Source organism: Kribbella sp. NBC_00709, assembly GCF_036226565.1.
Taxonomy (GTDB): Bacteria; Actinomycetota; Actinomycetes; order Propionibacteriales; family Kribbellaceae; genus Kribbella.
In genome coordinates, this window is sequence record NZ_CP108996.1 from 150,281 (window position 1) to 173,088 (window position 22,808).

At 67.8% G+C, this 22,808-nt stretch carries 20 protein-coding genes and 1 pseudogene; 4 read left to right on the forward strand and 17 right to left on the reverse strand.

Annotation, left to right across the window (positions count from 1 at the left end):
• From rnc to OHA18_RS00785, 7 genes are all read right to left on the reverse strand, one after another.
• The gene (rnc, locus tag OHA18_RS00755; RefSeq protein WP_329001462.1) at positions 1-732 is read right to left on the reverse strand and encodes a ribonuclease III; all 732 of its coding nucleotides are present in this window, start codon (positions 730-732) and stop codon (positions 1-3) included.
• Between the two features lie 14 nt (positions 733-746).
• On the reverse strand, positions 747-938 hold the full coding sequence (gene rpmF, locus OHA18_RS00760) for a 50S ribosomal protein L32 (RefSeq protein ID WP_130387616.1): 192 nt from the start codon (positions 936-938) through the stop codon (positions 747-749).
• Positions 939-1,005: 67 nt separating this feature from the next.
• Positions 1,006-1,521 (reverse strand): YceD family protein, encoded by a 516-nt coding sequence (locus tag OHA18_RS00765; RefSeq protein ID WP_329001464.1) that lies wholly within the window; start codon positions 1,519-1,521, stop codon positions 1,006-1,008.
• A gap of 129 nt (positions 1,522-1,650) precedes the next feature.
• Positions 1,651-2,121 carry a pantetheine-phosphate adenylyltransferase gene (coaD, locus tag OHA18_RS00770; protein WP_329001465.1) on the reverse strand — a complete coding sequence of 157 codons (471 nt, stop codon included), beginning with the start codon at positions 2,119-2,121 and terminating at the stop codon, positions 1,651-1,653.
• On the reverse strand, positions 2,114-2,674 hold the full coding sequence (rsmD, locus tag OHA18_RS00775; RefSeq protein WP_329001466.1) for a 16S rRNA (guanine(966)-N(2))-methyltransferase RsmD: 561 nt from the start codon (positions 2,672-2,674) through the stop codon (positions 2,114-2,116). Before rsmD ends, coaD begins: the two co-directional genes overlap by 8 nt.
• 115 nt (positions 2,675-2,789) lie before the next feature.
• Positions 2,790-5,039, reverse strand: a complete 2,250-nt coding sequence (gene recG / locus OHA18_RS00780; protein WP_329001467.1) for an ATP-dependent DNA helicase RecG — start codon at positions 5,037-5,039, stop codon at positions 2,790-2,792.
• Positions 5,036-6,649: a DAK2 domain-containing protein gene (locus OHA18_RS00785; RefSeq protein WP_329001468.1), complete on the reverse strand. Its 1,614-nt coding sequence runs from the start codon at positions 6,647-6,649 to the stop codon at positions 5,036-5,038. Before OHA18_RS00785 ends, recG begins: the two co-directional genes overlap by 4 nt.
• A gap of 200 nt (positions 6,650-6,849) precedes the next feature.
• On the opposite strand from OHA18_RS00785, the gene OHA18_RS00790 reads away from it, so the two are divergent.
• The gene (locus OHA18_RS00790) at positions 6,850-7,848 is read left to right on the forward strand and encodes an SAM-dependent methyltransferase (protein WP_329001469.1); all 999 of its coding nucleotides are present in this window, start codon (positions 6,850-6,852) and stop codon (positions 7,846-7,848) included.
• A gap of 60 nt (positions 7,849-7,908) precedes the next feature.
• Here the strand turns inward: OHA18_RS00790 and rpmB are convergent, their stop codons facing one another.
• From rpmB to OHA18_RS00815, 5 genes are all read right to left on the reverse strand, one after another.
• A complete protein-coding gene (gene rpmB, locus OHA18_RS00795; protein WP_134124328.1) occupies positions 7,909-8,130 on the reverse strand; it encodes a 50S ribosomal protein L28 in 222 nt (73 codons plus the stop codon).
• A 72-nt stretch (positions 8,131-8,202) separates the two neighbouring features.
• Entirely contained in the window at positions 8,203-10,191 is a 1,989-nt protein-coding gene (locus OHA18_RS00800; RefSeq protein ID WP_329001470.1) for an aldo/keto reductase, read from the reverse strand.
• Between the two features lie 32 nt (positions 10,192-10,223).
• On the reverse strand, positions 10,224-11,051 hold the full coding sequence (locus OHA18_RS00805; RefSeq protein WP_329001471.1) for a carbohydrate ABC transporter permease: 828 nt from the start codon (positions 11,049-11,051) through the stop codon (positions 10,224-10,226).
• The gene (locus OHA18_RS00810) at positions 11,041-12,072 is read right to left on the reverse strand and encodes a carbohydrate ABC transporter permease (RefSeq protein ID WP_329001472.1); all 1,032 of its coding nucleotides are present in this window, start codon (positions 12,070-12,072) and stop codon (positions 11,041-11,043) included. The genes OHA18_RS00805 and OHA18_RS00810 overlap by 11 nt, the downstream gene beginning before the upstream one ends.
• A gap of 1 nt (position 12,073) precedes the next feature.
• Positions 12,074-13,354: an ABC transporter substrate-binding protein gene (locus tag OHA18_RS00815; RefSeq protein ID WP_329001474.1), complete on the reverse strand. Its 1,281-nt coding sequence runs from the start codon at positions 13,352-13,354 to the stop codon at positions 12,074-12,076.
• Between the two features lie 119 nt (positions 13,355-13,473).
• Between OHA18_RS00815 and OHA18_RS00820 the strand changes: the two genes are divergently transcribed.
• From OHA18_RS00820 to OHA18_RS00830, 3 genes are all read left to right on the forward strand, one after another.
• A complete protein-coding gene (locus OHA18_RS00820) occupies positions 13,474-14,094 on the forward strand; it encodes an HAD family hydrolase (RefSeq protein ID WP_329001475.1) in 621 nt (206 codons plus the stop codon).
• An 87-nt stretch (positions 14,095-14,181) separates the two neighbouring features.
• Positions 14,182-15,840 carry a GxGYxYP domain-containing protein gene (locus OHA18_RS00825; protein ID WP_329001476.1) on the forward strand — a complete coding sequence of 553 codons (1,659 nt, stop codon included), beginning with the start codon at positions 14,182-14,184 and terminating at the stop codon, positions 15,838-15,840.
• A gap of 131 nt (positions 15,841-15,971) precedes the next feature.
• Positions 15,972-17,339 (forward strand): HNH endonuclease, encoded by a 1,368-nt coding sequence (locus OHA18_RS00830; protein ID WP_329001477.1) that lies wholly within the window; start codon positions 15,972-15,974, stop codon positions 17,337-17,339.
• Positions 17,340-17,357: 18 nt separating this feature from the next.
• Here the strand turns inward: OHA18_RS00830 and OHA18_RS00835 are convergent.
• The 5 genes and pseudogenes from OHA18_RS00835 to OHA18_RS00855 form a co-directional block, all read right to left on the reverse strand.
• Positions 17,358-18,505, reverse strand: a pseudogene (locus OHA18_RS00835) (IS3 family transposase).
• Positions 18,506-20,245: 1,740 nt separating this feature from the next.
• Entirely contained in the window at positions 20,246-20,995 is a 750-nt protein-coding gene (locus OHA18_RS00840) for a peptidoglycan-binding protein (RefSeq protein ID WP_329001478.1), read from the reverse strand.
• The gene (locus OHA18_RS00845; RefSeq protein ID WP_329001479.1) at positions 20,992-21,219 is read right to left on the reverse strand and encodes a hypothetical protein; all 228 of its coding nucleotides are present in this window, start codon (positions 21,217-21,219) and stop codon (positions 20,992-20,994) included. The genes OHA18_RS00840 and OHA18_RS00845 overlap by 4 nt, the downstream gene beginning before the upstream one ends.
• Before the next feature lie 121 nt (positions 21,220-21,340).
• Complete coding sequence (locus tag OHA18_RS00850) at positions 21,341-21,823, reverse strand: GNAT family N-acetyltransferase (protein ID WP_329001480.1); 483 nt, start codon at positions 21,821-21,823, stop codon at positions 21,341-21,343.
• A gap of 129 nt (positions 21,824-21,952) precedes the next feature.
• The gene (locus OHA18_RS00855; RefSeq protein ID WP_329001482.1) at positions 21,953-22,795 is read right to left on the reverse strand and encodes an SMP-30/gluconolactonase/LRE family protein; all 843 of its coding nucleotides are present in this window, start codon (positions 22,793-22,795) and stop codon (positions 21,953-21,955) included.
• Between the last annotated feature and the right edge of the window lie 13 nt (positions 22,796-22,808).

The following is a 22,808-nucleotide window of genomic DNA, read 5'->3' on the forward strand; positions in this document are numbered from 1 at the left end:
TCAGGGCTGGGTCGACGGATCGATCGTGTCGGGATGCGCCGCGCGCAGGGCCTTCCAGGCGGTCTCGGCGGCCTGCTGCTCGGCTTCCTTCTTGCTCCGGCCGATGCCGTGACCGTACGTGTCGGAGCCGATCCGGACCCGGGCCTCGAACGTCTTCGCGTGGTCCGGTCCGGACTCCGCGATCACGTACTCCGGGACGCCGACGCTGAGCTGGGCGACCAGCTCCTGCAGCGACGTCTTCCAGTCCAGGCCGGCGCCGAGCCGGGCCGACGACTCCATCAGGTCGTCGAACAGCCGGTGCACCACGCTGCCCGCGACCTCGAAGCCGCGGTCCAGGTAGACGGCGCCGATCAGCGCCTCGACGCAGTCGGCCAGGATCGACGACTTGTCGCGGCCGCCGGTGGCTTCCTCACCGCGGCCGAGCCGCAGGTACTTGCCGAGGTTGAGCTCGCGGGCGACACCCGCGAGCGCACGCATGTTGACCACCGCGGCCCGTAGCTTGGCCAGTCGGCCCTCGGACAGGTCCGGGTGGTTCCGGAACAGCGACTCCGTGACGATGACGCCGAGCACGGAGTCCCCGAGGAACTCCAGCCGCTCGTTGGTCGGCAACCCGCCGTTCTCGTACGCGTACGAGCGGTGGGTGAAGGCGTGCTCCAGCAATTCGTCAGCCAGCGATACGCCGAGCCGCTGGTTCAGCTCGGCGTAGAGCCCCGTTTCGTTGGCAGAGTTCACTGGGTTGGTGCCGTTTAGCTCTCGACGACCTGGCGACGCTCGCCCTTGGCGCCGTACTGGCCGCAGTTGGGGCAAACGGTGTGCTGCAGGTGCTTGGCGCGGCAGGCGGGGTTCACGCAGGTCACCAGCGACGGGGCAGTGGTCTTCCACTGGGCCCGGCGGCTACGGGTGTTGCTGCGCGACATCTTCCGCTTCGGAACGGCCACGGTTATGACTCCTCGGTTCGGCCGGGGGCTGGTGGACCCGGCCGGCTGGCTGGCGTGTGTTCGGTCTTCAGTTGTCTTGCTGGTCGTTCTGGAGCAACCCGCCGAGGGCGGCCCACCGCGGGTCGACACCGTCCTCGTGCTGGTGGCCGGGCTCGTCCGCCAGGCGTACCCCGCAGTCGGGGCACAGACCCGGACAGTCGTCCGTACACAGCGGCTGGAACGGTAGTGCGAGCACCACCTGGTCCCTCAGCACCGGCTCGAGGTCGATCAGATCGCCCTCCATCCGGCTGGCCTCGTCCGGCTCGGCTTCGCTCTCCGGGTAGACGTACAGCTCCTGGACGTCAGCGAGGAACTCGTCCTCGATATCGACCAGGCACCGCGCGCACTCCCCGACCAGACGGCCGCGGGCCGTACCGGTGACGAGCACCCCTTCGACCACCGATTCCAGCCGTAGATCGAACTGGATCGGATCGCCTTCGGGGACGCCGATCACGTCGATTCCGAGATTTGCCGGCGCCGGCGCCATGAAAGTGACTTCGCGTTGGGACCCGGCGCGGCGTGACAGCTCGTGCGTGTCGATCACGAGTGGGGACCGCGGGTCCAAGACGCTCAGAGCAAACCTTTCAGGCGTGGGCAGGCAAGAACTCGGTCTCGTCGAGACCGGTGCTCTACATTACCAACTCCGCGGCGCTGCGCCCAATTCGGGGTCGGGCTAGAACTTGTTCAGTAACCGGGAGTGAACGGCCGGGGTGACGAAGGTGCTCACGTCGCCGCCCAGGCGGGCGATCTCCTTGACCCAGCTGGAGGAGATGAAAGCGTTCTCCGGCGCGGTCGGGAAGAAGATCGTGTCGACTCCGGTCATCCGCCGGTTCAGCTGCGCCATCTGCAACTCGTAATCGTAGTCGGCGGCCGAGCGCAGGCCCTTCACGATGACGCCGGCGCCCTCGGCCCGGCAGTAGTCGACCAGCAGCCCCTCGAAGGTGCCGACCCGCGCGTTCGGGAACGGCGCGATCAGCTCGGTGAGCATCTCGATCCGCTCCTGCGGCGCGAACAGCCGGTTCTTCGACTGGTTCACCCCGGTCGCGACGATCAGCTCGTCGAAGGCGGCAGCCGCCCGGGTGACGATGTCGAGGTGCCCCACGGTGGGCGGATCGAAGGTCCCTGGAAAGACGGCCTTAGCCATGGCGGTGACCGTACCAAAGGCGGGCCTCGCCGTACTTGCGGTCCCGCAGCGCGGCGAACCCTTCCGGCCACTCCCACGGCTCCCGCTTGCCCCGCTCGACGACCACCACCGCGTCGTCGGCCAGCCATCCGCGCTCCGCCAGGTCGGTCAGCAGGTGCTGCAGCTCGCTCGTCTCCAGCTTGTACGGCGGGTCCGCGAACACCAGGTCGAACTTCACCGGGGTGTCACCCGCAGTGATCTTCTCGACCGGGCGTGTCACGAGCTTCGCGCCGGGGAGCCCGACCACCTTGATGTTGGCCGCGATCACGTCGGCGGCTCGCCGGTCCGACTCGACCAGCACCACGTCCGCGGCGCCACGGGACAGCGCTTCCAGCCCGATCGCCCCCGACCCGGCGTACAGATCGAGCACGGCCAGCCCGTCGAAGCTGCCGAACTCCGACTCGAGCGACGAGAACAGCGCCTCCCGCACCCGGTCCGCGGTCGGCCTGGTCCCACTCCCGGCCGGCACGGCGATCCGCCGCCCACCGGCCGCTCCCCCGACAATCCGCGTCACGGGGCCTCCCGTTCTGGACTGAGGAGCGGAGGGAGCGAAGCGACCGGAGCGACGAGGGAAGAACGGGAGCAAAAGCCCCGTGACCCCCGCGCCGGAGGCGCGGCATTCAACACAGTCACGTCTTCTCCAGGTACTCGGTGGTCTCCGATTCCAGAGCGGCCCGTACTACAGACCGTAGTACTGGGTACTCGGCGAGGTCCGCGTCGACCGAGACGATCGAATTCGCCACGTGGCGGGCGGCGAGGATGATGTCCTCGTCGCGGAGGACGCTGAGCAGCTTGAGGCTGCTTCGACGGCCGGACTGCGCCACGCCGAGCACGTCGCCCTCGCGCCGGGTCTCAAGGTCGATCCGGGACAGCTCGAAGCCGTCCGTGGTGGACGCGACGGCGTCGAGGCGCCCGTACGAGCGCGATCCCGGCCACAGATCAGTGACCAGCAGGCACAACCCCGGCACCTTGCCCCGCCCGACCCGGCCGCGCAGCTGGTGCAGCTGCGAGATGCCGAACCGGTCGGCGTCCATGATCACCATCGTCGAGGCGTTCGGTACGTCGACGCCGACCTCGATCACCGTGGTCGCGATCAGTACGTCGACGTCGCCGGCCGCGAACCGGGACATCACCGCGTCCTTCTCGTCCGCGGGCAGCCGCCCGTGCAGGATCTCGACCCGCAGGTCGTGCAGGATCTCGCCGAGGGCCTCGGCCACCTGCATGACCGAGATCGGCGGCCGCGCCTGCTGCTTCTTGCCGCCGGCCTGTTCCTCCTCGCCGGCCGCGAACTCGCCTTCCTCGTCGCCGGCGTTCTTGACGTCGTCGCCGATCCGCGGGCACACGACGTACACCTGGTGGCCCTTGCCGACCTCCTCGCGGACCCGGGTCCAGGCGCGCTGGAGCCACTCGGGCTTCTCCTTGGCGGGGACGACCGACGACTGGATCGGCGACCGGCCCGCGGGGAGCTGGGTGAGTGTCGAGACCGCGAGGTCGCCGAACACCGTCATCGCCACGGTCCGCGGGATCGGGGTGGCGGTCATGACCAGGACGTGCGGGGTGTTCTCGCCGGATTTCGCGCTCAGCGCGGCCCGCTGCTCGACGCCGAACCGGTGCTGCTCGTCGACGACGACGAGCCCGAGGTCGGCGAACTGGACCTTGTCCTCGAGCAGCGCGTGCGTGCCCACGACGATCCCCGCCGCACCGCTCGCGGCATCGAGCATCGCCGTACGGCGGCCTGCCGCGTTCAGCGAGCCGGTCAGCAGACCGATCTTGGTGGCATGCTCCGCGCCGCCGAGCATCCCCTGCTCCGCCAGGTCGCCGAGCATCTTCGTCAGCGTCTTGTGGTGCTGGACGGCGAGCACTTCGGTCGGAGCGAGCAGCGCCGCCTGACCGCCGTTGTCGACCACGGACAGCATCGCCCGCAGCGCGACCACGGTCTTGCCGGAGCCGACCTCACCTTGCAGGAGCCGGTGCATCGGGTGCGGACGGGCCAGGTCGGCGAAGATCTCCTCCCCCACCTCGGCCTGGCCCTCGGTCAGCTGGAACGGCAGCCGCTGGTCGAACTCGTCGAGCAGACCGCCTTCGGCCCGCGGCCGCGGTACGGCGTTGAGCGCATCCGTGACGGCGCGGCGCTGCGCGAGGATCGTCTGCATCACCAGCGCTTCCTCGAACCGGAACCGCTGCTGCGCGTCCTGGATGTCCTTCTCGGTGTCGGGAAGATGCACCTTCTGCAGGGCTTCGCGCAGGCTGAGCAGCTGCTCGTTGCGCAGGATCAGGTCCGGGATCGGGTCGTCGAGCCGCTCGTCCAGGCTGTCCAGCACGATCTTGACCGACCGCTCGATCGTGGCGGTCGGCAACTTCGCGGTCGCCGGGTAGAGCGGGCGGAACGGCCGGGCCCGGCGTTCGATCTCGGCCTCGGTCAGGTCGTCCTCGTCGAGGATCTCGGTGCCGGGGCCCTTCAGCTGCATGGTGTCGCGGAACATCGTCACCTCGCCCCAGAACAGGGCCGCGGTGCCGGGCGTGAGCTTGGTCGCCAGCCAGGGCTGGTTGAAGAACGCCAGCTCGAGGTCGCGCCGGCCGTCGGTGACGACGACCTTGGTCAGCGTCTTGCGGCGGGCCCATTTCTGGACGTCGGTGAGCGGGATCTCGGCCTTGGTGTCGAGCGATCGCACGGTGACCTTCTTGACCCGCCCGTTGACGGTCGCCTGGTCGCCGACCTCGAGCTCGTCGAACGGGGTCAGCTCACCCTTCTTCAGGTACCGCCGCGGGTAGTGCCGCAGCAGCTCGCCGACGGTCTCGATCTCGAGCACGTCGGCGAAGGTCTTGGCGGTCTTGGCTCCGAGGAAGTCTCGCAGCTTCCGCTCCGTGTCGTTCTTCATTCGACCCCGATCAGCAACGGGTACCTGTCCTGCCCTCCGTCGTACACCACGACGTCGACATCTTTGCGCTGCCGGCGGACGTGCCGCTCCACAGCCTCGGCCAGGCCGGGGGGCACATCCCGGCCGGTGACGATGGTGAGCAGCTCGCCGCCGCCGCCGAGCAGCCGGTCGACGACACCGACCGCGGCGGTCTCCAGATCCTCGGTGATCAGCGCGAAGTCGCCGTCGACCACGCCCAGCGCGTCGCCGGTCCGGCAGCGGCCGGCCATCGTCCAGGCGTCCTTGATCGCGATGGTCACGGCGCCGTGCCGGGTCTGTCCGGCGGCCGCGGACAGGTGTACGACGTCGTCGTCGAAACTGCGCTCCGGGTCGTGGACGGCGATCGCGGCCAGACCCTGGACCTGCGCGCGGGTCGGGATGACGGCGACCCGGATGCCGTCCTGGCGGGCGGCGGTGGCGGCGGCCTCGGCGACCGCGATCGAATCCTGGTCGTTGGGCAGGATCACGATCTCGGGTGCCTGGGACTGTTCGATCGCCTGCAGCAGTTCGCCGGTCGAGCAGCGCCGGCCGGGGCCGCCGCGGATGACCCGGGCGCCGGCCTCGACGTACAGGTCGGCCAGTCCGTCACCGGCGACGACGGCGATCATGGCCCGGCCCGGGGCGGGCTCGTGGTGGTGGGCCTGGTCGTCAAAGTGGGTGACCCGGATGCGGTGCGGGCGGCCGATGTCGATTCCGTGCTCGATCGCGGCGCCGACGTTGTCGGTGTGGACGTGGACGTTCCAGAGCCCGTCGCCGCCGACCACGACGACCGAGTCGCCGAGCGTGGCCAGCGTCTGCCGGAAGTCGCCGACCTTGTCGTCGGGCGCGTCGAGCAGGTACATCACCTCGTACGCCGGTCCGTCCTCGGCCTCGGCGCTCTCACCTTGGGGCTCGACTCTGGCCGGCACATCCACCCGGACGACCTGGCCCGTGAGCACGGACTCCATCGCGCCGAGGATCACCACCAGACCGGCTCCCCCGGCGTCGACGACGCCCGCACGCCGGAGTACCTCGAGCTGTTCGGTGGTCTTGGTGAGGGCCTGCCGGGCGGATGCGACGGCGGCCAGGCAGACGTCGGCGAGGGTCTTGCCGTCGTTCGCGGCGGTCATCGCGCCGGTGGCGGCGGCGCGGGCGACGGTGAGCATGGTGCCTTCGACGGGTTGGGCGACCGCGCTGTACGCGGCGTCGGCGGCGTACTTGAGCGCGTCGGCGAAGGCGGCGGGTTCGCTCATCCGGGGGTCGGCGAGGACACCGTCGGTCTGGTGGTGCGGGAGGTTCTCGTTGAGGCGGAGGCCGCAGGCCCGGATCAGCTGGGAGGTGATCACGCCGGAGTTCCCGCGCGCGCCGAGCAGGGCGCCGCGGCCGAAGGCCTGGATCGCCTCGGTGAACGTCAGCTCGCCCTTGGGCAGCGCGTCGCAGGCGGCTTCCCAGGTCAGGTAGAGGTTGGTGCCGGTGTCGCCGTCCGGGACCGGGTACACGTTCAGCTCGTCGATCTCGGTCCGGGCCCGCGCCAGCTCCGCCAGCGCCGTCCGGGCCCAGGCCCGCAGTACCTCGACCGTCAGTTCCTCCACGCCGGGAAGATTAGGGCATACCGGGCGCTCCCGTGCAGTCGCGAGCAGGTGCTCGGCGGAGTGCCTCGGCGTGCTGGGGACGAGGGCTCGATGCGGAGCATCGTGACCTTGGCCCCAGTGCGCCGAGGTGCCCGTCGAGTGCCGCGCAGCACGCACGGGAGCGCCCGGTATGCCCTCGACGGGTGCGTTTACGATGTGTTGTGCCTCGCTCCGTTCTGTTCTCGTTCGCGTCCGACAGTTACCGGTACGCGGTCCGCGAGATCCGGGAGGCGTTTCCTGGTGAGCACCGGTTCGAGCGGCTGGGAGCCGAGGTGGCCCGGCTGGCCGACACCGCGGTTCCGGTCGAGGAGTTCGCGGCGGCGTGTGACGAAGGCCGCATCATGTTCGTCCGGCACCTGACCCGGGAGATCGCCGGCTACCCGCTGGACGACCTGCCGACCGAGTCCGAGCTCGCGACGACGCTGCTCGAGGAGATCTCGGCCAGGTCGGTCGCGGTACAGACCTGGGTCGACGGCACCGGCAGCTCCTACCACCACCTGATCGTCGACGCGCTGGCCGGCCGTGGGGTGACGAGCACCCGGTCCGGCCAGGACGTCGTCGTGTCCGGCGTCGTGGCCGGGAAGCAGTTGCTGATCGGCGTGAACCGGCTGGCGGACAGTCTGTCGGACTGGCCGGGTGGGCGGATGCGGCTGGCTCGTGGGGACGAGCGGGTGTCGCGGTCGGAGTTCAAGCTGGAGGAGGCGATCGCGACCTTCGGGCTGGAGCTGTCGCCGGGCGGGAAGGCGGTCGACCTGGGCGCGTCGCCGGGCGGCTGGACGCGGATCCTGCGGCAGCACGGGCAAGAGGTGTGGTCGGTGGACCCGGGTTCGCTGGACCCGCGGCTGCGGGGCGATCAGCGGATCCATCACGAGGCGACGACCGCGGGGCGTTTCTTCGCGGCGAACCGGGTCCGCTTCGACGTGGTCGTCAACGACATGCGGATGGATCAGGTCATGAGCGCCCGGATGATGCTCGACGCGGCGGCTCAGCTGCATCGCGGCGGTCTGGCGATCGTCACGTTGAAGGGCGGCGGCAAGAATCCGCTCGACGGCGCCCGGCGCGGCATCGACGTGCTTCGCGAGCGGTACGACGTACTGCATGCCCGCCAGCTGCATCACAACCGGAACGAGATCACGGTGGTGGCGCGCAAACACGACTAGGCGCCCGGGGCGAACCCGGGCGCCTGGTCGAAAGGCCCTACACGGAGTAAAAGCTGGTGATCAGCCGACGACGCGCTGGACCTTGCCGGCCTTGATGCAGGACGTGCACACCTTCAGCTTGGTCGGGGTTCCCTTGATGATCGCCCGGACCGGCTGGATGTTGGGGTTGAAACGGCGGGGCGTACGAGCCTTGACCCGCCGGATCATCGCGCCCTTACCCAGACGGGCAACGCTGTTGCCGAACGTCGGCTGCTTGCCGCAGACATCGCACTTCTTAGACATGATTCTCCGTGTTCAGGGTCGTGACACCGACAGACCATGTTACATGGGTGTCAGCGGGCCACCAATTCGGCTTCAGGACGTGAGGTAGGCCACTTCGTCCTCGGTCAACGACACCGAAAGACCCGGTGTCGAGGTGCGTGTTTCGCTGACGTGCCGCGGCCCGATCAGCGGAAATACAGGATACGGCTGGTGCAGCAGCCACGCCAAAGCGATGGCGGTCGGCTCGACTCCCTTGGCCTTCGCGAGCTCCCGCGCCCGGTCCAGCCTGCCGAAGTTCTCGTCGGAGTAGAAGCAGCGCACGAGCTCGGAGTCCGACGTGTCCTCCGGCTTGGCCCGGCCGGTGAAGAACCCGCGGGCTTGGCTCGACCACGGGAACAGCGCGACCTGCCGTTCCCGCAACCACGCCTGCGATTCGTCGTCGGACACGTGCCGGCAGCCGGCCCACGGTACGTCGTACGCGCGGGCGAGGCTGAGGTGGTTGCTGAGCAGGGTGAACGGCTGCTTGCTGTTCGCCTCGGCGTACGCGTTGGCGGCGTCGAAGCGTTCCAGCGACCAGTTGGAGCCGCCGAACGCCTTGATCCGGCCGGCCTTGAAGTGCTCGTTGAGGACGTCGACGAACTCGGAGACCGGGATCTCCTCGTTGTCGCGGTGCATCAGGTACAGGTCGACGTGGTCGGTCTGCAGTCGTTCGAGGCTCTCGTGCAGCTGGCGGGTGATCGACTCGGGGTCGCAGTACGGCGTGTGCGCGCCCTTGCCGATGACAACGACGTCGTCGCGGTTGCCGCGGGACGTCATCCACTGCCCGAGCAGCTTCTCGCCGCGTCCGCCGCCGTAGATGTACGCCGTGTCGAACGTCGTACCGCCGCGCTCGACGAAGTCGTCGAAGATGACCGCGGCGTGCGGCAGCGTCTGCTGGTTGTCGACGCCCATGACGAGCCGGGACACCTGCTTGTCCAGGCCGGGCACCTTCCCATAGGTCATCGGGGCGTCGTCGCGCCGGGTGAGCGGACGTCCGGTCGCGGTCGGGATGACCGCGTCGTCGCGTTCGCTCGCGTACTGCTGCCCGATCGCCGCCCGCCACTGGTCCTGGACGGTGAGGTTGCCGAGCGTGTCGGCCCAGCTCATCTCCGGGGCCTGTTTCGCGCCCGACCGGATCGCTGCCTGCACCGCCTCGGCCTCGGCCGTGTAGATGAGGGCCGGCTCCGCGGAGATGTCCCGCGGCTCCTCCCCCACCTTGTGCAGGGTGACGTGGGCCGGCTTGCCGTCGCCGCCGAACCACGGGTCCTCGACGACGAGGTAGCCCTCGCTGCCGAAGATCCGGACCTGGTTCTGGTCGGACAGCCGTACGCCGGTGCTGACCTGCGCGGTGATGCCACCGTCGAAGAACAGCGTGGCGACCGTCCACTCGTCGACGCCGGTCTCGCCGACGTGGCCGACGGCGCTGACCGCGGCCGGGTCGGCGAACGGCTGCCCGGCCGCGATGCCGGCGATCAGCCGCGCGTACGAGACCGGGTAGCCGCCGACATCGAGGATGCCGCCGCCGGCGAGCTCGTCGGCGAAGATCCGGCTCTCCGGCCGGAATCCGGCGGCGAAGGCGAAGGTGGCCTGGATCTGGTGGACCGTGCCGATCTCGCCGTCGCGGACGAGCTGGGCGACCAGCTTGGTCTGCGGCAGGCACCGGTACATGAACGCCTCCATCAGGAAGACGTCGTTGCGTACCGCGGCCTCGATCATCGCCTCGGACCAGGCCCGGTTGATCGCGAGCGGCTTCTCGCACAGCACGTGCTTGCCGGCCTCGGCGGTCTTGATCGCCCACTCGACGTGCATCGGGTGCGGGGTGGCGATGTAGACCGCGTCGACGGTCTCGTCGGCGAGCAGGTCGTCGTAGGAACCGTGCCGGTGCGCGATGTCCCACTTGTCGGCGAAGGCGTTGGCCGAGTCGAGGGAGCGGCTGCCGACGGCGACGACCTCGTTGGTCTTCGACGTCGGCACCTGGCCGGCGAACCGGGAAGCGATGTTGCCGGTGCCGATGATGCCCCAGCGGAGCGTTTGGTCAGTCAAAAGAGATCCCGTGGTTGGTTTGTGGTTTCAGGTCAGAACTTCATGGCGCCTGCCGCGAGATCGGCGATGAAGGAGCGTGCGCCGATCAGGAAGACGCCGATCAGGGGGATGACGCTCATCAGGGCTCCGGCCATCACCATTGAATAGTCGGTGCCGTAGATGCCGTTCAGTTGGTCGAGGGCGACCTGCAGGGTGAGGCGGTTCGGATCCGTCATCACGATCAGCGGCCAGAGGTAATCGTTCCAGACGTTGATGAACGTGAAAATGCCGAGGAAGGCCAGACCCGGCCGGAGGACCGGCAGGCCGACGGTGAGGTACTGCCGGAAGAATCCCGCGCCGTCGACCTTGGCGGCGGAGATGAGCTCGTCGGGGATCGCGCCCTTGGCGTACTGACGCATCCAGAAGATCCCGAACGCGTTCGCGGCGCCGGGGATGATGAGTGCCTTGAGCGAGCCGATCCAGCCGAACTCGGCGAGCGTGACGAACTGCGGCACCAGCGACAGCTGGGTCGGGATCATGAACGTCGCGAGCAGGATCGCGAACAGGACGTTCCGGCCGGGGAAGTCGTACTTCGCGAACGCGAACGCGGCCAGCGAGTCGAAGAACAGCACCAGCACGGTCACACCGAGCGACGCGATCAGCGTCAGCAGCATCGAGCCGAAGAAGTCGATGTTGTCGAGCACCTTGCCCATGTTCTCGAACAGATGGGATCCGATGAAGAGCTTCGGCGGATAGGTGAAGATGTCCGGGGTGGTGTTGGAGGCCATCACCACCATCCAGTAGAAGGGGAACAGCGAGACCAGGACGCCGAGCATGAGCACGACGTGGCCGACGGCGGTGCGTAGGCGCTCAATGGACATCTGTGGCCTCCCTCTTGGCATTCTGGGCTGCGATCTTGCGTTCCACCCGCCGAGCGGCGCGTCGGGTCAGGCGTTCGTCGTCGCTGCCGCCGATCAGCCGCCAGTTGATGATGCTGAACAGCACGATCAGGACGAACAGGGCCCAGCCGATCGCGGCGCCGTACCCGAACTGATTCTTGATGAACGCGCTCTGGTACAGGTACGACACGATCGTGAGGCCGGCGTCGCCCGGTCCGCCGATGTTGCTGGTGTCACCGAACAGCACGCGGGACTCGGTGAAGATCTGCAGTCCGCCGATGGTCGAGGTGACGGCGGTGAACAGGATGACCGGTCGCATCATCGGCACGGTGATCCGCCAGAACGTCTGGCGGGGACTCGCGCCGTCCACTTTCGCGGCTTCGTACACGTCGGCCGAGATCGCCTGGAGTCCGGCGAGGTAGATGATCGCGTTGTAGCCGACCCATCGCCAGGTGACGATGGTGGCGATCGCGATCTTGATCCCCCACGGCTGGGTGAGCCATTCGACCTGGCCGAGCCCGATCGATTGCAGGAACGCGTTCAGCAGGCCGAAGTTGTTGCTGAAGATCGAGCCGAACACGAGCGTGATGGCGACCACGGACGTGACGTTCGGGATGAAGTAGGCGATCCGGTAGAAGGTGCGGAGCCGGGTCGCGTTGTGCAGCGCGTTGGCGATCACCAGCGCGAGCAGCAGCATCGGCACGGTGGACAGCACCCAGATGATCAGCGTGTTGCCGATCGTCTTCCAGAACGTGGCGTCGGTGAGCAGGTAGTGGTACTGCTCCAGCCCGACCCATTTCATCTGCCCGATGCCGTCCCAGGAGTGGAACGAGATCCAGATCGAGAACAGCACCGGGAACGCCCCGAAGATCGCGAACAGGATGAAGAACGGCGAGACGGCGGCGTACTGCGGGAGCGCCTGCTTGTACTTGTTCGGGGGCTTGTCGGCCGCCGAAGCGCTCGCAGTAACCGTGGTCGGGACAGCCTTGCTGGTCACAGCCATGTCAGATCGCCCCCGCTCGGGTGAGTTCGCGCTCCACCTGGCGCTGCGCGTCCGCCCAGGCCTGATCCGGGTCCTTGCCGGCCGCCTCGACGTTGACGAGCTCGGAGCTGATCGGCGTGTCGATGATCGTGTCGTAGGGCGAGAAGTACGCGCCCGGGTACTTCTTGGCGGAGTCCGCGAAGAAGTCGACGATCTGCTGCCCGCCGAAGAACGGGTCGGGCGCGCTCAGCCGGGAGTCGGTGTAGCTGGCCGGCGTCGACGGGAACAGGACCGGGTCGAGGAAGGCCTGCGCCTGGTTCTTCGCCGACTCCAGCCAGCTGATGAACGCGAACGCGGCCTTCGGGTTCTTGCAGTACTTCGTGATCGCCAGGAAGGACCCGCCCTTGTTGCCGGCGCCACCAGGAGGCGCCGTCACCCGCCAGAGTCCCTTGGTCTTCGGCGCCGCGTTCTTCGGCCCGAGCTGGGCCCACCACACGGCCGCGTTGTAGGCCACGAGTTTGCCGTTGGTGACGACCGCGTTCTTGTCGGTCGAGTTCTGCGCGTTGGCGGACAGCCCTTCCTTGACCACCCGGACGGCGAGGTCGAAGGCCTGCCGGACGTGGTCCTGATCGCCGATGTACTGCCCGTCCGACGTCATGTAGCGCTTGGGCTGCTGCGCCATCCGGTAGCCGTAGATGCCGGTGATGTTGTCGGTGATCGACGAGCCCGGGACGGCCTGCTTGAGCTTCTTGCCGAGTTGGATGTAGGAATCCCAGTCGGGTGCGAGCCCGGCGACCGCGGCGGGGTCGATGTCGATCCCGGCCTTGGTGAAGGTGTCGCTGCGGTAGAACAGCGCGGTCGGACCGGTGTCCATCGGGTAGGCCATCATCTTGCCGTCCGACGTGATCCCGAGCTTCCACTTCCAGGGCAGGAAGTCCTTCTCGAGCTCCTTGGCGCCGAGGTCGTTGAGGTCGTGGAACTGGTCGGCGTTCGGGAAGTACGTCGCGACGTCATCGTTGATCGCGACGATGTCCGGGACGAGCGACTTCCCGGCCAGGGCGGTCAGCACCTTGGTCTTGTAGTTGCTGCCGATCCGGGTCATCGACAGCTTCATGCCGTCGTACCCCGGGATCGCCTTCTCCGCCTGACCGATCAGGCCGTCGTTGACCGACCCGACCCAGGTCCACATGCTGAGCTCGTTCGATCCGCCCAGTGAGCTGCGGGAGCCGCAGCCGGTGAGTCCCGCGGCGGCTGCGGCTGCGGAGCCGCCGGCCGCGAGGAAGTGCCTTCTGCTCAACGTCATAGCCTCACCTGGCGCTTTCTGTTGGATTTCGCCGGAAGGTGTCCAGATATGTTTACGTAGCCATTAGGTAAGCGCATACCGACTGAACCGGTCAAGGCTCCGGTGACAAGATTGGTCTCATGATGATGCGAACCGTCACCGCCGTCCTCTTCGACGCCGACGGCGTGATCCAGCGCCCCAGCCGCGACTGGTGGACCCAGCTGGGCGCCCTCGTCCCCGGCGACCGAGAGGCATTCGTCGCAGACCTCATGGCGGCCGAGAAGCCGTCGCTGGTCGGCAAGGGCGACTTCCGCGACGCGGTGGCCGACGTACTGCGGCGGTGGAACTCGCCGGCGTCCGTCGAAGAGGCGCTCGAGCCGTGGAGCTGGTTCGCCGCGGAGCCCGGGGTGGTGTCGTTGATCGCTTCCTTGCGGGCGGCCGGCGTCGAGTGCCATCTCGCGACCAACCAGCAGGCGTACCGACGGGCGATCATGCAGGACGAGCGCGGGTACGGCGATTGGTTCGACCAGACGTTCTACTCGTGCGATCTCGGGCTGGCCAAGCCGGATCCGGCGTACTTCCGGGCCATCCTCGGGTCGCTGGGCGTGCCGGCTTCGTCGGTGCTGTTCATCGACGACAACGTCGCCAACGTGGCGGGTGCATCGAGCGTCGGGCTGCAGGCGGAGCACTATGACCTCTCGGCCGGCGTCCCCGCGCTGGCGGACCTGCTTCGCCGTTATGAACTGCCGGTTCCGGCCTGAGGTCTTGTGATGGAGTGACGGCTGTGGCATCGTCGCCGGACAGTTGACAACGTAGGACATCCACCAGCCGCTCCCTGGAGGCCTCCCATGTCCGACCGCTTCACGCTCTCCCGCCGGAGTCTTCTCGGCCTCACTGCCGGCCTCGGCCTCGGTGCGGCTGTCTCACCGTCGCTCGCCTTCGGGTCGCCGGCTTCTTTGCCGTCTTCTTCGCCGTACCCCAAGGGTGCACGTCCGCGGGTGCTGAACGTGCTGACCGAGGACTCGCTCAGCACCGCTGAGCGGACGCTCGCCACGACCCTGCAGGGCCTGATGGCGCGCCGCGGCGGCGAGTCCCTGTACCTCAACCTGCCGACCTTGGGCTACCAGCACTGGCTCGACGGCCTGGTCTCGCAGTACGGCGTCCGGGTGCGGGCCGAGGACCTGTGGAAAACCGTCGGCCGGTCCGGCGTCCACGGATATGTTCTCTTCCGTACAGGCACTCCGTCGGTCAACGTCGCGACCACGCTCGCCGGCGTGACGGGTGCTGTGGCCATCGAAGAAAGCTTGGAGGCACTCGCGATCCAGCACGGATTGCGCAAAGTCCTGGACGTGCGGGACAAGGACGACCGCTGGGTGTTCGAAACGTGCTGGCCCCGGCTGCGACACGACGTCGCAGTCGAACAGCGCGCCGACTTCCCGGAGCGGCTCCGGGACTACGTCACGATGGCGGGGACGCTCGCCTTCTTCGACGGCAACTCGGACTTCCGCGCCGAGGTGGTCAACGCGCTCGACGACGACGGCACCGTCATCGGCTGGGGGGACGCCTCGAACGGCGAAGACGCATTCATCGGGGTCAACTCGAGCACGGGCGTAAAAGCCCTGCCCGCCGACCACGCACGCAACCTGTCGGTGCTGTCAGGCATCCGCGAGGACCACCTGACGCAGCGCGGACGCGCGTTCGACCCCGCCCTGCGCCCAGCAGCGTCCACCGCTCAACCGACTACAGGGGGACAGAGCGGAGGGGGTGGGGGGAGGGCCCTCGAACCGGAGCCGGATCCCAACGCCCACTACGTGAGCTTCCTGATCACCGACGGTGACAACATCCAGTGGGCGTTGGGCGACTTCCCGACCGACCCGCGCTGGTTCGGCAGCCCGCGGCGCGGCGAGGTCGACCTCGGCTGGGGCATCTCACCCTCGCTGATCGACCTGGCGCCGTCGGCGATGCGCTGGTTCTACGAACAGTCCGAGAAGGACCGCTGGGTCGTCGGCCCATCCGGCGGCGGCTACATGTACCCGAGCCGCTATCCCGCCGCCGCCCTCGAGAAGCACACCGCGTCACTGGCCAAAGCGATGGGCCGAGCCGACCTCTCGGTCGCGCAGATCATCGACTTCAACGCGTTCGAGAACACCGCCCTCTGGTCGTCGTACCTCAAACGCCGCGAGATCGACGGCCTGATCTACCTCGAGTACTCCCGGTACGACGGCCTCAAGGGCAAGGTCGTCTGGTCCGAAGGCAAGCCGGTCATCTCGGCACGCACGATGCTGTGGGACGGCCTCGACGGCGCCGACGAGGCATCCGTCACCGCCGAACTGAACGCCGCCACCCGCAACCCGCACTCCACCGCCGGCTACTCGATCGTCGTCTGGCACGCCTGGAGCAAGTCGGTCGACAGCGTGCTGAGCGTCGTCAACGGCCTCGCCCCGCACGTCAAGGTCATCCCGCCCGACACCTTGGTCCGCATGGTCGGCAGGTACGCAAAGCCCTAACTCTTGGTTGCCTACAGCAAATGATGGCGTCGGTTATCCACAGATTCAAATCTGTGGATAACCGAAACCCCTTGAAACAAAGGGGATCCCGGCTTTGAAAACTGTCGGTGGTGGTGTCTAGCCTCTTGGGTATGGAGCGATTGGGCGAGCGACCGGTGTGGTCGATGAGTGGCGGCGAGATGCTGCACTCTCTCGACTTCGTCGACGCGGAGATGGCCCGATTGGAGACCTTCCGCCTGCAGTTGATCGCGGGCCTGGACGGCATCGGCCATGCCGAAGAGCTCGGCGCCCGCGACACCGCACAACTCCTGGAGTTCCGCTACCGCCTCGACCACTACCGCGCCCTCCGCGACGTACGCCTCGCCCGAGTTCTCCCCAAGTACCCAGCCGTGACCGCGTCCCTCCCCGACCCCGCCCCGACGCGCGCCCAAGCACACGACCCAGCACGGGATCAGGCAGGCGAACCCGCCGACGACCTGACAGGCGAGCCGGCTGACGACCTGGCAGGCGATGCGGGCGACGCCGGTGGTGACCCGTCTGTGCCTGAGGTGCGGATGCGCCCTGCGCAGGCCGAGGCAATCGTGTTCGCCCTGGAAAAGGTCCCGGACACCGTGCCGGTCACCGACATCGACGTCGCCGAACGCGAGCTGGTGCGTCTGGCCCGCCAACTACCCCCAGCCGAACTCCGCAAAGCCGCCCAACTGGCCCGAGACATCCTCGACTCCGACGGCCCCGAACCCGAAGAGCAGAAGGCCTACGCCCGCGAAACCCTCACACTCACCAACGCCGACCGCGGCGTGAAGTTCAAGGGCTACCTCGCCAACGAAAACGCCGAACTCCTGCGCTCGATGATCTTCGCCGGCGCCCGCCCCCACAAAACCATCGACGGCGAGCCCGACCCCCGCACCCGCGAAAAGCGCCAGGCCGACGCCCTCACCACCACTCTCACCCTCGCGGCCACCGCCCTCGACGCCGGCACCCCAACCCCCACCATCCCCCGCCCCACAGCGGATGGTCATACGGCGACCCGCATGGATGGTGCTGCAGCAGGTGGTGTGGTGGGTGGTTCAACGGGTGGTGTGGTGGGTGGTTCAACGGGTGCTGTGGTGCCTGGGTTTGGAGCGAAGGCGAACATCACGGTCACCATCGAGCTGCACGACCTGAAAGCCGCAACCGCGGACGCGATCGGTCACACCGTCTACGGCGACGGCCTCTCCGCCGGCACCATCCGCCGCCTGGCCTGCGACGCGAAGATCATCCCAATCGTGCTCGGCACGAACTCCGAACCCCTCGACGTCGGCCGCAGCGAACGCCTCGTCACCCGCGCCATGCGCCGCGCCCTGAACACCCGCGACCGCGGCTGCGTCGTCTGCGGAGCACCACCAATCATGTGCGACGCCCACCACCTCACCTCCTGGATCGTCGGCGGCCAAACCAAGCTCACCAACCTCGTACTGCTGAGGCTGTCGCACGAATGGGACTGCCCCGGGTTCAGTTGACTCGCGGGGTTTGGTGGTTCAGGCCGCGAGTGCGACGGGTTGAATTGTCTCAAACTCGATGGGTGTGAGTTTGCCGAGGCGGCGTTGCCGGCGCTTTCGGTGGTAGCTGGTTTCGATCCAGGAGACGATCGCCAGCCGTAGTTGGTGGCGGCTGGTCCAGCGTTGCCGGTCCAGGACGTTCTTCTGGAGCAGGGCGAAGAAGGATTCCATGGCGGCGTTGTCGCCGCAGGCTCCGACCCGGCCCATCGAGCCGCGTAGTTGGTGGGCTTTGAGGACCCGGATGAACTTCTTGGACCGGAACTGGCTGCCGCGGTCGCTGTGGACGATGAGCCCGGCTGCGGGTGTGCGCAGTGCGACCGCGTTACGCAGGGCGGTCACGGCCAGGGACGCCTTCATGCGTGAGTCGATGGAGTAACCGACGATCCGGTTGGAGTAGACATCCTTGATCGCGCACAAATACAACTTGCCTTCTGTCGTGGCGTGCTCGGTGATATCGGTCAGTCAGACCAGGTTCGGCGCGGCTGCGGTGAACACCCGCTTCACGAGATCGTCGTGAACGGGCGGGCCGGCTTTGCGGTTCAGGCCGCGTTTCTTGGAGTGGATCGACCAGAGCCGTTCTTGTGAGCACAGTCGGGCGACCCGGTTCTCGCTCGCGGTGATGCCCTTGCCCGGGAGTTCGTCGGCGATGAACCGGTAGCCGAAGCCGGGGTCGTCGCCGTGGATCTCGCGAGCGGCGTTGATCAGGTGGGCATCGTCGTAATCGCGTGGTGTGACAGGGTTTGCACGCCACTTGTAGAAGGCTTGCTTGCTGAAGCCGAGCACCCGGCAGGTCACCGCGACAGGGATCTTGTCGGCGGCCAGGTCAAGGACCAGCGGGTACATCATTTTGGGTTGATGTCACGGGCGAAGTAGGCCGCAGCCCGGCGCAGGATCTCGTTCTCCTGCTCCAACTGCCGAACCCTCTTCTTCGCCTCCCGCAGCTCGGCCGACTCCTGCTGGGTCGCGCCCGGGCGGTTGCCGTCTTCGATATCGGCCAGTTTCAGCCACCGTGTCAGACACGACTGAGAGATCCCAAAGTCCCTTGCGATCTGCGCGATCGGCGCCTCGCCCTTGCGGGCGACCGCGACCACGTCACGACGGAACTCCTCAGGAAAGGCTTTCGGCATAACAGACATCCTTCCAGCAAGAACCGAAGTCCTCACAGGTCAGGAGTCAACCGAACCGGGGGCAGTCCCCTTCGCCCGCCGCAGCCTGCCGGCCGTGCACAGCGAATGGCGACTGATCTGCACCGTCCACAACCTCCTCAAACTGCAGCAAGCAGCCCAGGCCTAACCGGCAGACCAGCGCACCGACCACCCGACAACACACCCAACCCGCGCCCCAGCCCCGGCCCCAGGCCTGAGGATTCGTGCGACAGCCTCTACTGTGCCGCCGCCACCACACCGACCTACACACAACGGCCACTGGACCATCACCATCACCAACGGCCAAGTCGAGGTAACCCGCCCAACCTGGGCCGACCCACCACCTCACCAAGCAACAATCCCCAAAACCCCAGCCACCCCAGCGCCGCCCGATCCCTCGCCCAGCCCAGCCACGCCACCCGCCACGCGATCCGACAACAGCCCGCCCCACAACCCAACCCCCGCCGGGCCCGCCAACCCCACTCACACCCAGCCCACGCATGCCCAACCCACACCGAGCAAACACGCACCGCACAACAACCCACCGACCGACGCCCCATCACGCCCCCACAAGCCGACCGACCCGACGCTAGGCAACAACAGCCCGACACAACGCACACCACACAACAACCGGCCGATGGAGCTGACAGCTGGCGCCAGATCCGCCGCTAGAGCTGCCGTGGAGTCCGCGATTCGGCGGTCTGCGCTCGCGCGTGAACTGCTTCGCCGACTGCCCTCGGCCGGTACAGGTGCTGAGGTAACAACCTCCACACATCCCAATCCACGGGACGTGGACGATCAGACGCCCACGTCCCTCCGCGAGGCGGCGTACCAGGCGATCTGGGGTGAGCCCACAACGCCTCCCGGCGATCATCCGACCGCCCCGCGGCAGATCTCAACCGCTGATCCCAACGCCGATCCGCCACCCGAACCGTCGGCCGACTTCTCGCCCGGTCCGTCCGAACGCGCGTCCTCGCCATCGACCGATCTGGCCGAGCGCATGCCTACGGCATCAGTCGATCTCTCGGACGGGCGCTCGTCCGAGCCGTTGGATGACGCCGGGCCTGGCTCCTCGGCGGTTGGACCGGCAGGGCCCTCGGCCGAGGCTAACCCGGACAGCTCTCGCCTCGCTTCATAGCTGATGCCTACAGCAACTGATCTCGGGCCGTGCGGAGCGACGTGCAATCGCCGGAACCAGCGCTGGTGGTCGGCGTCGTCAATCGGCCGGCACGAGTCGACCAACATCTCCGATGAGCGCCTCGATCATTTCCTCGCTGCTGAGGTCGAGGCGCCGGTCAGACGGACGACCGTCAGGCGTGCGGCGATCAGGCGGACGGCGGCCAGGCGTACGTCGGTCGGGCGGCTGGCACGCGACAGGCGAGCGCGTGCAGGGTCGCTGGTCGCGGTACATACATTTGGGGCTCGACCTGGTCCTGTGACGCTCGCCGCGGAGTCGTACCCCTTGGTGGGCGGAGTGCGCTCGTCCGCGGTGGCGTTTGCTGGTGTCATCTCCGATCGACGTACGAACCAGCGGCCTGCGCGGCCGGCCGGCCGTAAAAGGACCGCCTGCATCGCACCGCGTCTGGCTCGGACCGCCTGGCGGGATCGGCTGCGCGGAATCGGCTGCGCGGGCTGGCCCGTAGATGGTGTTGGTGGCGGACCAGCCGATGCGTCGAGGCCTCCCCCCGCAGCTCTGGCCTGCGTGGATCGGGTCGGGATGGGTTAGGTGCGGGGGACTTTTAGTTTGTCCCAGGTTTCTTGGCCGGGGATTCCGTCGGCGTCGCTGCCGGGTTGGGTGACTGAGCCGTGGAAGCCGAGTTTCTGTTGCCAGGCCGAGTAGGACTTGAGGTCGCCGGTTCCCCAGACGTCCTTGTTCGTCTGGGTTTCGTACTTGTTGCACCCGACTGCGATCAGTCGCGCGTGCATCGCCGCGATGATCGGGCTCTTGCGTCCCATCACGAAGAAGGACTTACCGGGGAAGGTGACCAACCCGGTGCGCGGTCCGGGCGTGTGCACGTACGACGGACGCCCGTACCCGGCGATCACGTCGGACCTGCGGGTGTGGCGGTCGCACTTGTCGTCGAAGTTGCCCTCGATCGTGTAGACGTTCGAGCCGCTGACGCCGGTGACAATGCCGACGTGGTCGATCTTCGCTTTGACGTCGGTGCCGCCCCAGTCGAAGAAGACGATGTCGCCACGCTGGATGCCGGCGACGTCCTTGTGCCATTGGCTGTGGCCCTTGAACGCGTGCGCGTGTGCGGTGGTGAGCGCGTAGAAGCCGCCGAACGTCACCGCCGTCTGGTTCTCCGACTGCCAGGCCCAGTAGGTGACCGACGCGTCGCACCACGCGAAGTTGCCCGGAAAGGATGCGGGCGATCCGCAGTGCTCGCGGTACCACTTCTGGATCTTGTTCGGCTCACCGAGGCCGAGGTCGAGTTCTGCCTGGTGGATCATGTCCTCGACGCCGCTCATGAGCCGGCGCTTCCGCTGTACTCCGGGGTGGTGTCCTCGACGGGCGGGCGACCGTACCCGCCGCGCTCGGGTGGGCCGAACTCCTTTTCCAGCAGTTCGGATTCGTCGTCGAGCCGATGGTCGAAGCTCGGTTCGGTGAGCAGTCGCGCCTGCTCTTCTTGGGACATCTCGTCCGGATCGTCCTGGTACGGTCCTCCGTTGGACCGCACGTCGTCGTTGGTCACAGCTCCCCCTCAAGACGTTCTGAGCCCCCAGCCTTGATCGCTTCATCATGCTCCGGCCCGAAGTGTTCGTCCACGGGCCGGAGCATGATCAGGCACTAGCTCAAGCGCTTCATCGACCGAGCTAGAGCTCGCGGAAATACACCGCCACCGGGAGCTTCACGCAGCCGAGGCTCTCGTAGAAGGCCCGGGCAGGGGCGTGGAAGTCGTCGCCGCCGGTGCCGATCTCGACGTACTCCGCTTTCTCGGCGCGCATCGCCTCGAAGGCGTGCTCGCAGAGCGCGGTCGCGGCGTTCGATCGACGGTACGGCGCTGAGACCGCCAGCAGCTCGACCGTGCCTTTCGGCCGGACCGGTTCGACGCTCCAGGCGACGTACCCGAGGAGTACGCCGTCCTGCTCGGCGATCGCGACGTACTTGCGCTGGGCCGGATCGTGCAATCCGGCGACCTGCTTCCGATAGTCGTCCCGCCACTCGCCGTGCTGGTGGGTGAAGATCGTCTCGCCGACCAGCGGGCGGAACGATTCCTCGTAGAACGGCCCGAAGGTATCGATGGTCAGGTCGATGAGCCGGGCCAGGTCGGCATCGACGTAGGTGCGAACGTGCATGGAATGTGCCTCTCGCAAGCGAAGGAGAACCCGGGCATGCGGAACCGGCACGCTGCGCGCTCAGGCGCAGCGGCGAGCCGGTGTCAGCGCCGGATCCGCCCGGCGGCGAAGCATTCCATGCCCGCGATGCTATCCGGCGGCAGGCGGGACGGCGACCGGAACGGTGAGCACCTCGCCGGTACGCGGGCCGCTGGTCAGGCGGGCGATGTTGTCGGTGATGGCCTCGTTCATGCGCCATTCGGCGGTCAGGATGAAGAGGGTCGGGCCGTCGAACTCACCCAGCGCCAGGGCGAACGGCGCCCGGTTCTCGGCGAGGTCGATGCGCTGCAGGATCTCGCCGCCCTCGGCGACGCGGACGACGGCCTCGCTGCCGGTCTGTACCCAGATGGCGCCCTCGGCGTCGAGGGCGATGCCGTCCGGGCCGAGGTTCTCGGCGAACACGCGGCGGTTGGACAACCCGCCGTCCGGGTCAACGTCGAACGCGGTCAGCCGGCCGGCGAACGACTCGGAGATGATCAGCGTCCGGCCGTCCGGCGTCAGCAGCATCCCGTTCGGGAACTGGATCTCGTCGGCGACTTCCCGGACCTGCCCGTCCGGCGTGACCAGTTTGATCCAGCCGGGCTTTGCTTCCTCGCCGCCGGAGAAGTTGAAGTCCGCTCCGTCAAGATAGATGTTGCCGCGGGCATCCACCACGATCTCGTTGGCGCCCTGCTCGGCCAGCACGGTGATGGACCCGTCGGGCTCGTAGCGCCGGAGTTTGTCGCCGGTCGTGAGCAGGCGGCCGTCCGGCAGCCACGCGATGGACCAGCCCATCAGGCGCTCGACCGGTACGTCGAGGTACTCCGTCTTGCCGTCGGCGTCGACGGACACGACCTGCTGCTCGATCCAGTTGCAGAACCACAGCCGCCCGTCGTGCCAGCGCCCGGACTCGGGCATTCCCAGACCGCTCAGCAGGACCTTCGGTTCGGACATCACGCCACCTCAT